Source organism: Prosthecobacter sp. (genome assembly GCF_044236155.1).
Taxonomy (GTDB): Bacteria; Verrucomicrobiota; Verrucomicrobiia; order Verrucomicrobiales; family Verrucomicrobiaceae; genus Prosthecobacter.
Genome location: NZ_JBIIHA010000002.1, coordinates 251,676 through 264,950 on the forward strand (window position 1 = coordinate 251,676; position 13,275 = coordinate 264,950).

General features: G+C 61.7%; 13 protein-coding genes. 5 read left to right on the forward strand and 8 right to left on the reverse strand.

Going from position 1 to position 13,275, the window contains the following annotated elements; genetic code table 11:
- Nucleotides 1-63: 63 nt before the first annotated feature.
- On the forward strand, nt 64-1,092 hold the full coding sequence (locus ACILSE_RS02960; protein WP_395715855.1) for a PIN/TRAM domain-containing protein: 1,029 nt from the start codon (nt 64-66) through the stop codon (nt 1,090-1,092).
- On the opposite strand, the gene ACILSE_RS02965 is transcribed toward ACILSE_RS02960, so the two are convergent.
- Nucleotides 1,076-2,080 carry a hypothetical protein gene (locus tag ACILSE_RS02965; protein WP_395715856.1) on the reverse strand — a complete coding sequence of 335 codons (1,005 nt, stop codon included), beginning with the start codon at nt 2,078-2,080 and terminating at the stop codon, nt 1,076-1,078. The genes ACILSE_RS02960 and ACILSE_RS02965 overlap by 17 nt on opposite strands.
- 212 nt (nt 2,081-2,292) lie before the next feature.
- Here ACILSE_RS02965 and ACILSE_RS02970 point away from each other — a divergent pair, with 212 nt between their 5' ends.
- The gene (locus tag ACILSE_RS02970) at nt 2,293-3,603 is read left to right on the forward strand and encodes a L,D-transpeptidase family protein (protein ID WP_395715857.1); all 1,311 of its coding nucleotides are present in this window, start codon (nt 2,293-2,295) and stop codon (nt 3,601-3,603) included.
- Here ACILSE_RS02970 and mpl read toward each other — a convergent pair.
- Nucleotides 3,600-4,985, reverse strand: a complete 1,386-nt coding sequence (gene mpl, locus ACILSE_RS02975; RefSeq protein ID WP_395715858.1) for a UDP-N-acetylmuramate:L-alanyl-gamma-D-glutamyl-meso-diaminopimelate ligase — start codon at nt 4,983-4,985, stop codon at nt 3,600-3,602. The two genes, ACILSE_RS02970 and mpl, sit on opposite strands and share 4 nt — an antisense overlap.
- Nucleotides 4,986-5,104: 119 nt before the next feature.
- Between mpl and ACILSE_RS02980 the strand changes: the two genes are divergently transcribed.
- Together ACILSE_RS02980 and ACILSE_RS02985 are read left to right on the forward strand one after the other, a co-directional pair.
- Nucleotides 5,105-5,695, forward strand: a complete 591-nt coding sequence (locus tag ACILSE_RS02980) for an RNA polymerase sigma factor (RefSeq protein ID WP_395715859.1) — start codon at nt 5,105-5,107, stop codon at nt 5,693-5,695.
- Complete coding sequence (locus tag ACILSE_RS02985; protein WP_395715860.1) at nt 5,692-6,423, forward strand: hypothetical protein; 732 nt, start codon at nt 5,692-5,694, stop codon at nt 6,421-6,423. The genes ACILSE_RS02980 and ACILSE_RS02985 overlap by 4 nt, the downstream gene beginning before the upstream one ends.
- 7 nt (nt 6,424-6,430) lie before the next feature.
- Here the strand turns inward: ACILSE_RS02985 and ACILSE_RS02990 are convergent, their stop codons facing one another.
- The 4 genes from ACILSE_RS02990 to ACILSE_RS03005 form a co-directional block, all read right to left on the reverse strand.
- Nucleotides 6,431-6,838, reverse strand: coding sequence for a hypothetical protein (locus ACILSE_RS02990; protein WP_395715861.1), 408 nt, complete (start codon nt 6,836-6,838; stop codon nt 6,431-6,433).
- Nucleotides 6,839-6,854: 16 nt separating this feature from the next.
- Entirely contained in the window at nt 6,855-7,850 is a 996-nt protein-coding gene (locus ACILSE_RS02995; protein WP_395715862.1) for a cobalamin-independent methionine synthase II family protein, read from the reverse strand.
- A gap of 82 nt (nt 7,851-7,932) precedes the next feature.
- Nucleotides 7,933-9,309 (reverse strand): ribosome biogenesis GTPase Der, encoded by a 1,377-nt coding sequence (gene der, locus ACILSE_RS03000; RefSeq protein ID WP_395715863.1) that lies wholly within the window; start codon nt 9,307-9,309, stop codon nt 7,933-7,935.
- 33 nt (nt 9,310-9,342) lie between these two features.
- Nucleotides 9,343-9,912: a CDP-alcohol phosphatidyltransferase family protein gene (locus ACILSE_RS03005; protein ID WP_395715864.1), complete on the reverse strand. Its 570-nt coding sequence runs from the start codon at nt 9,910-9,912 to the stop codon at nt 9,343-9,345.
- An 83-nt stretch (nt 9,913-9,995) separates the two neighbouring features.
- Between ACILSE_RS03005 and aat the strand changes: the two genes are divergently transcribed.
- A complete protein-coding gene (aat, locus tag ACILSE_RS03010) occupies nt 9,996-10,571 on the forward strand; it encodes a leucyl/phenylalanyl-tRNA--protein transferase (RefSeq protein ID WP_395715865.1) in 576 nt (191 codons plus the stop codon).
- 5 nt (nt 10,572-10,576) lie between these two features.
- Here aat and speA read toward each other — a convergent pair whose 3' ends face one another.
- Both speA and ACILSE_RS03020 read right to left on the reverse strand, forming a co-directional pair.
- On the reverse strand, nt 10,577-12,511 hold the full coding sequence (gene speA, locus ACILSE_RS03015) for a biosynthetic arginine decarboxylase (protein WP_395715866.1): 1,935 nt from the start codon (nt 12,509-12,511) through the stop codon (nt 10,577-10,579).
- Between the two features lie 75 nt (nt 12,512-12,586).
- A complete protein-coding gene (locus ACILSE_RS03020; protein WP_395715867.1) occupies nt 12,587-13,264 on the reverse strand; it encodes a TIGR02206 family membrane protein in 678 nt (225 codons plus the stop codon).
- Between the last annotated feature and the right edge of the window lie 11 nt (nt 13,265-13,275).

Sequence of the window (13,275 nt, forward strand, 5' to 3'; positions counted from 1 at the left end):
TTGAGGCGGGAGAGAATCCTTTTGCCCGGCCCCTGTTTTGCCCTTAATCCCTGCCCATCCTGAATGAAGACCTCCTGGCCCATCCGCCTCGTGCGCGCGCTGTTTTTCGCGTTTTCGGTCTTCATCGGCATGGCGATCGCCACCGGCTTGCAGCAGGAGGCGTGGACGGGCGCGGTGAGCGGGGCGTTGTTCATGGGTCTGCTCATGCTGCTGGATGCGATCCTGGCGCGCTTCACGCTGCGTGATTTTTCGCACGCGACGCTGGGCCTGGCGGTGGGATTGTTCTGCGCGTGGCTGATCACGCGCATCGGCGTGTTTCAACTCGCCTACTTCCAAAATCACGCGAACGGCGACACTCTGCAAAACATCGTGGAGATCTGCATCTACGGCACGCTGGCTTTCTTTGGGGTGACATTCGCGCTGCGCAGCGACCGCGACCAGTTCGCCTTCTTGATTCCCTATGTACGCTTCCGCCGTGATGGTTCGGAAGGCGAGCCGATGCTGCTGGACACGAATGTGATCATCGACGGACGCCTGCCGGGCGTGTTTGCCACGGGTTTCCTCAGCGGCGCGGTGGTGGTGCCGCGTTTCGTGCTGGATGAGCTTCAGCGCCTGTCTGACTCCGCCGAGCCGGCGAAGGTCATGCGAGGAAAGCGCGGCTTGGAGATGATGGAAAAGCTGCGCGCCATCCCGGGAATGACGGTTTCCATCCACGAGGAGGGCGGCGGTCCCTCCGGCGCCGCGGTGGACACACGCCTCGTCACGCTCGCACGGGAGCTGAACGCGCGCCTGCTCACCAACGATGACAACCTCGTCAAGGTCGCGCGGCTGCGTGGCATCACGGTGCTGAGTTTTCACGAGCTCGCCGTCGCGCTGCACCCTGAACTGAGCGCGGGGGATGAACTGAAGCTGTCGCTTGCCAAACCCGGCAAGGACAAGCATCAGGCCGTGGGTTACCTGCCGGACGGCACGATGATCGTGGTGAACAATGCCGCTTCTCAGATTGGCCAGACGGTGGATGTGGTCGTCTCCGGCACGCTGCCGACAAGCGCGGGCCGTTTGATCTTCGCGGAGATCAAGCCAACGCCGTGAGGCGTTTTCGGCGCAAAACGGTTCCGACCGCGGCAAACATCACCATCACAGCCGAACTCGCCTCCGGCACCACCGCGATGCTGGAGATGGCCGCCGCGTTCGTCGAGATGCGTGAGGCATACATGCTGGAGGGATTGTCCGGCGGCAGGTCGGGGATGTAAGACCAGCCAAACGCGTCCGAGCCTTGATAAAGGCCTCCACGATCAAACAAAGCGGCGTCGAAGTCGGAGCCGTCACCGGTGATGTTGTTCGTGTCGAATCGGCCGTCGATGCTGTAGTTGATGCCCGCGAGCTTCCACACGCCTTCGTCGTTCACAAAGACGCCTCCGCCGGAGTCACCGTTACTGAGCGTGGCCTCCTCCGCAGTGCCGCTGGCGCTGAAGGTGGCCGTGAGAAGGTCCCCGAGCGCGCTGGAGTAGATGCCGCCGACTGTGTTGCTGCCCCAGCGCGCGATGCCGTCGGGCGAGCCGCTTTCCCAGCCATGCAGCACGCTGCTGACGAGCACCTCCGCGCCACGCGGGCCCCCGCGTCCCATGGTCACCATAGTCATACCGACCTCCAGGGAGCCTGTGTAGAGCGGCGCATAGGTGGGAAAATACTCCTGCACCTTGAAGATGCGCAGGTCCGTGCCCGCGATGTCCCAGTAGCCCGCTCCGCCGTTGGCCGTTCCGTCGATGTTGTAGGTCACGTCGGAGCCGCCGTTGAAGATACCGCTGTGAGTAAACGTGCCCCCCTGCGTTCCAAAATGCTGCGCCGTGATGAAATACTGCGGCGCGATGATGGTGCCGAGATAAGCGCCATACAGGCCCTGATACTGCCAGCCGGAGTCCGCGAAGATGCCTCCGGGTGCGGAGATGTTATGATTGGAGTCTCCCGTGCCGTAAAACAAGATCGCTCCGCAGTTTGTCACGCACACCATCCATAGTGTGACGAGCACGGGCATAAAGCCCGTGCGCGTGGTCACAGCTGCGGCGATGCGTGAAGACATGAAGTACTTTCCCACCCTGATTTTTAATTGCCATAAAATCTTGCGGTGACTCTGCAAAATCATACCGCGTTCTTAATCATGCGGGCAGGATGATTCGGCATGCTATGCGTTCCACGTAAATCGAAACTCGACACATCGTTCATTTTTGTTATGGGAATCGCTTCCGTGACGCAGAAATGAAAAACAAATGGCTTAGCATGATGGGTGCGTGCGTGCTCCCGCCGCTTGTCGGTGTGGGAGTCTGCGGCGGCATCATCCATCTTCTGAAAAATCATGAGATGTTTCGTCCCGGCGCGGTCGTCCCGCCCTCCGCCTCGGTTGGCAAGACCCGCCAGGGCAGGTTGAGTGAAACTGCGGCGGAAATCCGTGCCGCGCTGCCAGTGGACACCACATTCACTCCCGTGGTGCCGCCGCGTATGCCGTCGAACGCGGAGAAGGATGCCATTCGTCGCGCCACTGAGGCGGCTGCCGCCAAATCACCGCCGCCGAAGCCTGCGAACATCGAACAGCCGGTCGTGCAGAAGGTGCTCCCCGCGAAAAAAACTCCCGCTGTGGTCATCCAGCCGCGACCATGGCGGCCGTTGGTCGATCCCATCACCGAGCATTGGACGAAGCTGATGCCGCGGACGGATGCGCTGCCTCAGGCGTATCAAGCTGTCCTCAATGACGATCCCGCGCACCTTGCCCGTCTTATCGCGCTCGGCATCTCGCCGCGTGAGGCGACTCTCGGTGGCGACACGCCTCTCTGCGCCGCCGTGCGCATGGGCCGCGCCGAATGTGTGCGTGTGCTGGCCCTTTCAGGCGTGGACATGAACGAGCCCGCGCACGAAAAGCAGCCGCCCATTGCCATCGCGTCACTGCGCCGCAATACGAATGTTCTCCAGGCGCTGCTTGATGCCGGTGTCGATCCCAACACACGCTTCAAAACGCCCGTCCTTAAATCCGTCATCGACCGCTGCCAGATCAAGGATCTGCGCAACGCGCTCGAAAGCGACCGCGGTATCACGCCCCTGATCTGCTGCGCCGCCCGTGGCGATGTCGAGGGCGCGGTGACCCTGATGCGTGCGGGAGCGCGCCCCGGCCTCGGCACCACACGTTACCATCGTTACCCGATCAATTTCGCCGCCACGCAGGGCTATCTCTTCCTCATGCGCGTGCTGTTGGGCCGCGATCCCGAGTCCGAGCCGGACACGCTCGTCACAGTCGATCTCTCCAGCCAACGCGCTTGGGTGACGAAGCAGGGCCGTATCATCAATCACACCCTGGTTTCCACCGGACGCGAAGGCTACGGCACGCCGGCGGGACGTTATGTCATCACTGACAAGCACACCTCGCATGTCTCCACGCTCTACCATGTGAACATGCCTTGGTTCATGCGCTTGAACTGCGGCGCCATCGGCCTGCACAGCGGCTATGTCACAGGCCGTCCGGCCTCGCATGGCTGCATCCGTCTTCCTTACGAGAAGGCGAAGGAGTTCTTCCACCAGGTGCGAGTGGGCGACGAGGTGCAGATCGTCTATTAAAGAGACTTCAGCAGCTTGTCGTGGATGCCGTCGAAGCCTCCGTTGCTGAAGACGACGATCACATCCCCGCTGCGGCTTTCGCTCTTCAAACGGCTCACGATCGCGTCCGTGCTCACCTCGAACCAGCACGGTTTGCCGCGTGCGGTCACGGACGCGGCGACTTTCGCGGTGTTGAGACGCTGGTCGGCTGCCACTTTCTCTGGATTCGCCACGGCGGCGATGACGGAGGCATCCGCCTCGGTCAAAGCGTCGATCAATTCGTTCTGCAAAACATTGCGGCGGCTTGTGTTTGAGCGCGGCTCGAACAAGGCCCACAAGCGGCGGCCGTTATAACGCTGCCGCAGGCCGCGCAGCGTCTCGCGGATCGCCGTCGGGTGGTGGCCAAAGTCGTCGATCACCGTGATGCCGTGAGCCGTGCCGCGTTCCTGCTGGCGGCGGCGGATGCCGCGGAAGCTCAGTAACCCGCTGCGGATATCATCATCGCTCAAACCGCCGAAACGGCCGACGCACACGCACATCGCGGCGTTGCGGGCGTTGAACTCACCGATCATCGGCACCTCGAAGGCGTCGCCGTTAATCGTGAATTTCGTGCTCTCCGGCGTGGTGCCGGTGATCTCGATGCGGTAGTCGCACGTCGGTCCCAGGCCGACTGTTTTCAGCGGCGCGGGGCATTTGGCACGCAGCGTCAGGCAGTTCGGATCATCGCCGTTGATCAGCACGAGACCGTTGCGCGGCACGGTGTTCAGGAAGCGCTGGAAGGAGAGAAGAATGGCGTCCAGGTCCGGGAAAATGTCCGCGTGATCGAACTCGATGTTGTTCACGATCGCGCATTCCGGCAGGTAATGCAGAAACTTGCTGCGCTTGTCGAAGTAGGCCGTGTCGTACTCGTCGCCCTCGATGACGAAGATGTCCGAATGCGTGAAGCGCGCCCCGGATTCGAAGTTTTCCGGCACACCGCCGATCATGAAGCCGGGATTCTTCCCCGCGTGCTCGAAGAGCCATGCCAGCATCGTTGTTGTCGTCGTCTTCCCATGCGTGCCGCTCACCACGAAGCTGCGTTTTCCTTGGATGACTTGCTGCTTCAGCATCTCCGCCATCGAGACATAGGGCAGCTTTTTCTCCAGCAGGGCCTCCAGCTCGGGATTGCCGCGGGAGATCGCGTTGCCGACGACATAGACATCGGCGTTGAGAGGCAGATTCTCCGGCTTGTAGCCTTCGGTGACGGTGATGCCAGCGTTGCGCAGCACATCGCTCATCGGCGGGTAAACCTGGGAATCAGAACCGCTGATCTGGTGTCCCAGGGCTCTCAGCGCCACAGCGGTGGAGCCCATGGCCGTGCCGCAGATGCCGATGAGATGAATATGCTTGGTGGTGGATGCCATGAAAATAAACGCCTGGAAATTAAGCCGGACTTTGCCTGTCCGTCCGCAAAAAAGTTGGCTTTCAGGGGGAATAATCCCGCCGACCGGCGCTCCCACAGGCCAATGGCTCGCATGCCCTCATGGAACTCGCCCTCGATTTCGGCTTTGAATGGCCCGCAGAACGCCCGATAGCTCGCCGCGTGACCGACTCCCCGCCCAGCTTCGAGCAGATCGTGGACGCCCATTACCAGGGACTCCACCGCTTCGCGCTCAGCATGTGCCGCAGCGAGGCCACGGCGCAGGATCTTGTGCAGCAGACCTTCCTGCAGTGGGCGAAGAAGGGCCACATGCTGCGTGACGCCTCAAAAGTAAAAACCTGGCTCTACACGACCATTTATCGCGAGTGGCTGAGCATTGCGCGTAGGGAGAAAAAGCACGAGCAGGTCGAGTTTGAGCCGGATCTGCATGGCGCTGCCGAGAGCGAAAGCGTCGATGAAAATCCGCGTGTGGACGGTGTCACGCTGCAAAAAGCGCTCGAACAGCTCGACCCGAACTACCGTGCTCCGCTGGTGCTTTTTTACCTCAAGGAGCTGTCCTATCGCGAAATCGCCGAATCTCTCGGCATCCCCATCGGCACCGTCATGTCACGCCTCTCGCGTGCGAAGGATCAACTGCGCGCCATCCTGCTCCGCCTCGAACAAAACACCATCCCAGCCTCATTCACCTCGTGAACCGCGAAGAAGCCAGACTCGAACTCGACGCCACGACGCTCCGCCCGCAGGATGCGTCGCCGGAGGCGCTCGCCTTCGCTGAAAAGGAAGCCGGACTGGCCGCGTGGGTCGAAAAACGCGCCGCTTTCGATGAAACCGTGGCCGCGGTTCTGCAAAACATGCCGGTGGCAGACGGCTTGCGAGAGAACATCCTCCGAGGTGCGCAAGCGCCCGCTAAACGCCCGGTGACGTGGATCACGCCCGCCGCTATCGCCGCCGCGGCTTGCGCGGTCTTTGGCTGGACGCTGCTTTGGCCTGCCAGCAGCGCCATGGCCGCGTGGGAGAGTGATTCGCTGAATGCCATCGCCAAGGTCGAGTACGGCGTGGTGAGGCTCGATCAAAAAGCCGCCACGTTCGAGGCGGTGAAGCAGCATCTCACCCAGAACGAATGCCCCTGTCCAAGCGCCCTGCCGCCAGGCCTCGCAGGACTCAAGACCTACGGTTGCAAACGCGTCAAAATCGAAGGCCGTCCTGCCACGATCATCTGCTTCGAACTCCAGCCAGGCCGCGAGGCGCATCTGCTCGTGCTCGACAACACCAACCTCTGCGACTGCCCCGCCGCCGACGCGCCCTGCTTCAAGGCAGCGAAAAACTGGCACTACGCCTCCTGGAGCCACGGCTCACATGCATTCATGCTCGCGACAACTGCGGACGAGGCGGTGCTCAAAAGGCTGTTCGGGCAGGCGTGACCTTGTTTCACGGAATCTCGCTCACCTGCGCCTGGGGCTTCCCCAGCACGGTGTGGCAGTTCACGCATTGCTGGCGTAGCGAGGCAAAGGCGGCGGTGGAGCGACTGGCATCCCTTTTTTGAAGCGCGGTTTTTAACTCGGCAAACGGGCCGTTTTCCCACGCGGCGAGCAGCGGCCGCGTGTCCACCAGCATTCCGGCGGCCGATTTTTGGTTGGGCGCGCTCGCGACCGATTTGGAGACGCTGGAGCGCATGCGCTCGGCCATTGCGAGGGATTCGTCCCACTGGCCGGCCTGCTGCAGCTTGCGCGTGTCGAGCATCTTCCGCTGCGCGGCCTTCATGCAGTGGCTGTTGATATTCATCATCGCACAGGAGGCCAGACTGAAAGCAGAGAGGATGACAAGAAGTCGTTTCATGAATGCGTCGATTCAATCACCGGCCCTCGAATCTGTCACGGCCTTTGGCGAGGGCGGCGATTTTGCGGTCGGCGATGCTGCGCTTGAGCATCCAGAAGCCGCAGTCGGGATGGATGAACTTCACGCGGCCTGCTCCGAGAATTTTCTCGGCTGCCTCAATGCGGCGGGCGATCTCGTCGGCGGTTTCGACATGGTTCACCTTAATGTCCACGACGCCAAGGCCGACGCCGATTTTCGGATCAAGCTCCTTCAAGGCATCCAGATCGGCGGCGGGACGGTGCGCGAGTTCGAGCACGAGGTGATCGGCATGCAGGGAGTTCAAGAAGGTGATGAGCGCGGCCCATTCGCCCTTTTGAATCGTCTGGCCGCCGTAGTTGCCGAAGCAGAAATGCACGGCTTTGCGGCCTTTGACGGCGGCGAGCACGCGATTGATGCCTGCGGCGGCGATCGGTGCATCGGCGGGATTGCCGGGAATGTTTGCTTCATCGACTTGGACACAGTCACACTGCAAATCGGCGGCCTGCGCGGCCAAAGCATCGGCGATGGCCATGTTCAGCGCTTCGAAGTCGTGATAGTGCGTGTCCAGCAGCGTGCGGGCGAGCATGTAGGGGCTGGTGAGCGTGAATTTGAACGGTCCGCCGGCGACTTTGCCTGCACGGGTGCAATCCTCGGCCAGATTGAGCACGCCTTCGGTGATCGGGCCACGCACCACGGCCGCAGGCTTGCTGCGGAAGGCCATTTCATGCTTCGCACGGAATGCAGCGGTGTCCGCACGACCGACACGGCTGTCGATGCCGCCGAGCTTGTGGACGAAGTACTCGATCATGCCGTTGGTGTCGGGATGATTGACGTCGAAGCGGTACAACTCACCATCGGTCGGCAGATCGATGCCCGCCTGGCGTTGGGTATCGAAGACGACGCGTGTGGCGTCGGTCACCGCTTGTTCGCTCGGCAGCGCGGAAAGCCAGTCGGGGACAGGATAAGAGCCGACAGTGGTGGTTTGGATGCTCATGCGCCGATTGTCCAATGCGAGGCACCACATGGGAATACCACGCTGCGATTGTCCAAAGGCGCGGAGGCTTCCGCCATGCGCCTCAGCGCTCTTTTTTCGGGCCCTTGCCCCGAACGCTCATGCGGAAGGGCACGCCGGGGGCGGGCCATTCCTCGCGGATGACTTTTTCGAGGTAGCGCGTGTAGCTTTCGGTGAGCTTGGAGGCGCGATTGGCAAAGAGGACGAAGTGCGGCACCGGAATCTCGAACTCTGCGGCCTCGTTGACCTGCGTGGCGTAGAGCAGCTTGAAGCTGTGCGTGCTGCGGCCGAGCGCGCCGGGCGTGTTTTCGATGGCGGTGTGCAGCAGGCGGTTCAGCGAGCCGGTGCTGATGCGGTTCTGCGAACCGGTGCGCACTTTTTCGATCTGCACGAAGAGCTTGCCGATGTGGTCCTTGTTCTTCGCCGAGATGGCGACGAGCGGCGCGTAGTGCAGGAAGAAGAACTCGCGGCGCATGATTTCCTCCAGGTGCTCGATGCGGTCCTTCTGCTTGCCATCGGGATGGAAGAGATCCCACTTGTTCATCACGAGGATGCAGGGCTTGCGCTCCTCCAGGATGATCTGGGCGATTTTGCGGTCCTGCATCTTCGCACCATCGGCGCAATCGACGACGAGCAGCACGAGGTCGGCGCGCTTGATGCTCTGGATGCTGCGTTCGACGCTGGAGATTTCGACATAGGTGTCGAGGTTCGCACGGCGGCGGATGCCAGCGGTGTCGATGAGCTGGTATGATTTGTTGTTCCACCGGGCCTGGATGTCGAGCGCGTCACGTGTGGTTCCGGCGACGGGGCTGACGATGGCACGTTCCTGGCCGAGAATGGCGTTCACGAGCGAGGATTTGCCCGCGTTCGGGCGACCGACGATGGCGAGCTTGAGCGGCTTGACGTTTTGGCCGGCCTTGGCGTCCTCGGTTTCGGTCGTTTCCTTCAAATCGAGTCGCTCGGAGATGGTGGCGACGAGTTCGTCGATGCCTTTGCCATGCGCGGCGCTGACTTCGATCATGTCTGCGAAGCCAAAGCGGGCGAACTCGCCGGCGTTGAGCTTGCGCTTCGGCGAATCGGCCTTGTTGCACACAAGGATGACTGGTTTGCTCGTTTTGCGCAGCTCGCGGGCGAGCGTCTGGTCGATCGGCGTCACGCCATCGACCACATCGACGACAAAAAGCAGCAGATCGGCCACGTCGAGCGCGATGCTGGCCTCGGTCTGCACCTGGTCGGTCAGAACGTCATCGGTGTTCGCGCCGATGCCGCCGGTGTCCATGATCTCGAACCAGGCGGGACCTTTGCGGCATTGCGCCGTGATGCGGTCGCGCGTCACCCCGGCCATGTCATGGACGATGGAGATGTTTTTGCCTGCGAGGCGGTTGAAGAGCGCGGACTTGCCCACATTGGGCCTTCCGACGATGGCGACGGTTTTGAGCATTGCTCAAGGAGCACGAAGCCCCCGCCGCGTCAATCAATGCCCGGCGGCCCGGATCTGCTTTGTGCCGTCCACGAGGTAAAACATGCCGGACCAGACGGTGAAGACTCCCGCCGCCGCCACAGGCCAGATGAGGGGAATCCATGTCACATCGAGCAGGATCCACAGAATGGCGATGATTTGCGTGAAGGTGGTGGCTTTCCCGGTCCAGTGCGGCTGAATGCGGCAGAATCCGGCGACGTGGTCGATCAGGAAGGCCGCGCCGATGCAGGCGAGGTCCTTGAAAATGACCAGGGTGGGGAACCACAGCGGGAAATGCTGCCTCCAGGCGGTGAAACTGAGTGTGATGATGGCGGAGAGCAGCAGCAGCTTGTCAGCAAGCGGGTCGAGAATGGCTCCAAGGCGCGAGCGCTGGTTGAAATGGCGGGCGATCCAGCCGTCCACCGCGTCGCTGAGCGCCGCGATGCCGAAGACGGCCGCGGCCCACAGGCGGAGCGATTCATCGGCCTTCCCGGCCTGCACGCTTTCGCCGTAGTAGATCACCAGCCCGATGAAAACCGGGATGAGCAGGATGCGGAAGATGGTGATCTGCGTGGCGAGTGTCATCGTTCGCAGCTTCAAGTTTCAGGTTCCAAGTTTCAAGTGATTCAAACTTTGAACTTTGAACCTGGAACTTTAAACTCGCCTCCATGCCGCGAATCGAGCCTGTGGATTTGTTAAACGCCTACTGCGAGGGGGCCTTCCCGATGGGGGAGGATGACGGCTCCATCTCCTGGTACAGGCCAAAGATGCGCGGCATCCTGCCGGTGGCGGAGTTTCATGTGCCGCGGCGGTTTGCACGATATTTGAAGCAGCATCCCTTCGAGGTGCGCTGGAACACGGCCTTTGGCGATGTGATGCGCGGTTGTGCCGACCGTGAGAGCACATGGATCACCGACACGATCCTCGACACCTACGAGGAGCTGCACCGCCTCGGCTTCGCGCACTGCGTGGAGGTGTGGCGTGAGGGCAAACTGATGGGCGGCGTCTATGGCGTGAGCATCGGCGGCGCTTTTTTCGGCGAGTCGATGTTCAGCCGCGAGCCGCAGGCATCGAAAGTAGCGCTGACGCATCTGCAATGGCGGCTGAAGGAGCGCGGCTACCTGCTGCATGACACGCAGTGGACCACACCGCATCTCGCGATGTTCGGCGGGCATGAGATCCCATGCGCGAGGTATCTGGAGCTGCTCCAGCGTGCGATTCCGCGAAAGGTATCGTTTATCTGAGCCAATCAGCTCTCGAAATACGTGTAGCCGCGCAGGCCGGCCTCGAAAACGTCCATGATCTCGCGGCGCTCGTTGGCGGTGATGCGTTTGGTGAGCACGGCGTTCTCGGCGAGGTGGCGGAAGCGGGTGACCATGTCCTTCGGCTCGTATTCGACGTAGGTCAGCACTTCGGAAACGCTGTCGCCTTCGAGTTCGCTGTATTTCACCTTGCCGTTTTCGATGTGCACAGAGACAACGTTGGTATCGCCGAGGAGATTGTGCAGGTCACCGAGGGTTTCCTGATACGCGCCGACGAGGAAGATGCCGAGCATGTATTCGTGGCCTTTTTCGATCTCGGGATCGTGCAGCGGCAGGCTGCGGCTGATGCCGTCGGCCAGGGCGAATTTGTCGATCTTGCCGTCGCTGTCGCAGGTGATGTCGGAGAGCACGGCATTTCGGGTGGGCTTCTCCTTGAGGCGATGAATCGGCATCACGGGGAAGATTTGATCGATGGCCCAAAGGTCCGGCAGGCTCTGGAAGACGCTGAAGTTCCCGTAGTAGTAATCAGTGAGGATGGTGTCGAGGCGTTCCATCTGGGAGCCGTCGTGCTCGCACTTCTCGCGCATGTCGGAGACCCACTTCATGATGTCCCAGTAAAGCTCCTCGCCGTGCGCACGCTCGCGGAGGTTCACTTTGCCATAGTTGAACTCGCTGCGGAGCTTGTCGCGGTAGTAAACGGCGTCGTTGTAGATCTCCTGCAGGCGGTCGCGGCTGGTCTTGGCGGCGTTGCGGGTGGATTCGACGCGCAGCTCATGCAAATTGCGCAGCAGGGCAGGGGAGTCCTTGTTGATCTGGATCTCGCTGATGTCCGAGCGGGACTCAAAGCGGTTGATGTCGAGGATGTTGATCACCAGCACGCTGTAGTAGGCCACGATGGCGCGGCCGGACTCGGTGATGATGTCTGGATGCGGCACGCCAGCCTCGGCGGTGACTTCGGTGATCGCCTCGATGACGTCGGCGCAGTATTCCTTCGTGCCGTAGTTGCTGCTGGCGGCGCTGGCGCCTTTCTGGCCGTCGTAGCTGATCGCGAGACCGCCGCCGAGATCGAGGATGCCCATGCGGGCGCCTTCTTGAACAAGGCCGCAATACACACGCGTGGCCTCGGTGACCGCCTGGCGGATGGCGCGGATGTTTGGAATCTGCGAGCCCTGGTGGTAGTGCAGCATGCGCAGGCAGTCGAGCATGCCCTGGTCCCGCAGGCTGTCCACGACGTGCATGAGCTGCGAGATATTGAGGCCGAAGACACTCGAATCACCTCCGCTGCCGCTCCAGTGGCCGGCGCTCTCGGCGCTGAGGCGGAAGCGCACGCCGAGCGTGGGACGTACGCCCATCTTCTTCGAGCGTTCGAGGATCAAATCGAGCTCGGTGGGCATCTCGAGCACGAGGATGACCTGCAGGCCCATTTTTTGCGCGTAGAGCGCGAGATCGATGAACTCCTCGTCCTTGTAGCCATTGCACACGATGTAGGCCTGCGGGTCGTGCATGTAGGCCAGCGCGGCGATGAGCTCCGGCTTGCTGCCGGCCTCGAGGCCGTAATGATACTTCCGACCGTAGCGCGTGATCTCCTCGATGACCTCCTGCTGCTGGTTCACTTTGATTGGATACACGCCGCGATAGACGCCCTGGTACTTTCCTTCCGCGATGGCGGAGGCAAAGCCCTCGTTCAGCTCGTCGATGCGGCCACGGAGCAGGTCGCCGAAACGGATGAGCAGCGGAAGCTGCGTGCCGCGCTCGCGCAGGCCGTTCACGATGGAGGCGAGCGACACGGCCTTGCTCTTCTTGCCATCCTTGAGGTTCACCACGACCTCGCCTTGCCTGGAGATGTCGAAGTAACCATGTCCCCACTCGCGGATGCCGTACAGATCAGCGGATTCTTCGATGGACCAGGCGGGGGCTTTCATTGTCGTGGATTGGAGGCGGGGTGGGATTGAGGGGGCGCGATTATGGGGCCAAAACGTGAAATGCAAAGCGACATGTCAGCCTTTGCTCTCCCGGAAGGCGAAGGGCAGGTAGAGCGCGGAGTAGAGCACGACTCCGAGTCCGATGGCGGTGAGATTGTGCCAAGGAGGCGGTCCCATGTGGTCAAACAGGCTCGCATTGACCGGCTTCGCGCACTGAAAAGCGTAGTTCGTGCCGAGCGTGACATTGGCCACCGCCGTGACCGCATACCATGACAGGGAGAAGCCCATCATCCGCGCCACCGCTCCCGGCGCGGGCCGCATGCGCATGCCGGTGACGACATAAAAAGCCGCGATGGTCACGCCGCTGTGCAGCGCAAAGAACGCGAAGAAGCGCGGATCGGGATAATCAAACTGCAGCGCGGGCGTGACGAGCCCCTGCAGCGTGCCCGCGAGACCGAAAAAGTACACCACCTCGCACCAGAACTGCTTTTTGAAGCACAAACCCAGCCCGCCCGCGATGGCGGCCACGTCACAAAACTGCAGCGGCAGGCAGGTCTGCGCGTTCAGGGAGCCGGTCATCAGGTGAGTGACCATCGTGCCGGGAAACTCCAGCAGCAGCAGAGTCCCGAGCGTCTTTTCAGCCATGCCCGCGAAACGCGTGCGCGAGAGCACGATCATCAGCACCAGCGCCAGCGCGGTGACGAGGAGCACGGCCTGGTGCGACGCGCCGAAGGGATGAAACTTGGGAGGCATGACGCGTGCAT

What these genes read in the sequence shown, in the direction of transcription:
- ACILSE_RS02960 (WP_395715855.1), top strand. Translation starts at nt 64, where the DNA reads ATGAAGACCTCCTGGCCCATCCGCCTCGTGCGCGCGCTGTTTTTCGCG.
- ACILSE_RS02965 (WP_395715856.1), bottom strand. Translation starts at nt 2,080, where the DNA reads ATGTCTTCACGCATCGCCGCAGCTGTGACCACGCGCACGGGCTTTATG.
- mpl (WP_395715858.1), bottom strand. Translation starts at nt 4,985, where the DNA reads ATGGCATCCACCACCAAGCATATTCATCTCATCGGCATCTGCGGCACG.
- ACILSE_RS02980 (WP_395715859.1), top strand. Translation starts at nt 5,105, where the DNA reads ATGGAACTCGCCCTCGATTTCGGCTTTGAATGGCCCGCAGAACGCCCG.
- ACILSE_RS02990 (WP_395715861.1), bottom strand. Translation starts at nt 6,838, where the DNA reads ATGAAACGACTTCTTGTCATCCTCTCTGCTTTCAGTCTGGCCTCCTGT.
- ACILSE_RS02995 (WP_395715862.1), bottom strand. Translation starts at nt 7,850, where the DNA reads ATGAGCATCCAAACCACCACTGTCGGCTCTTATCCTGTCCCCGACTGG.
- der (WP_395715863.1), bottom strand. Translation starts at nt 9,309, where the DNA reads ATGCTCAAAACCGTCGCCATCGTCGGAAGGCCCAATGTGGGCAAGTCC.
- ACILSE_RS03005 (WP_395715864.1), bottom strand. Translation starts at nt 9,912, where the DNA reads ATGACACTCGCCACGCAGATCACCATCTTCCGCATCCTGCTCATCCCG.
- aat (WP_395715865.1), top strand. Translation starts at nt 9,996, where the DNA reads ATGCCGCGAATCGAGCCTGTGGATTTGTTAAACGCCTACTGCGAGGGG.
- speA (WP_395715866.1), bottom strand. Translation starts at nt 12,511, where the DNA reads ATGAAAGCCCCCGCCTGGTCCATCGAAGAATCCGCTGATCTGTACGGC.
- ACILSE_RS03020 (WP_395715867.1), bottom strand. Translation starts at nt 13,264, where the DNA reads ATGCCTCCCAAGTTTCATCCCTTCGGCGCGTCGCACCAGGCCGTGCTC.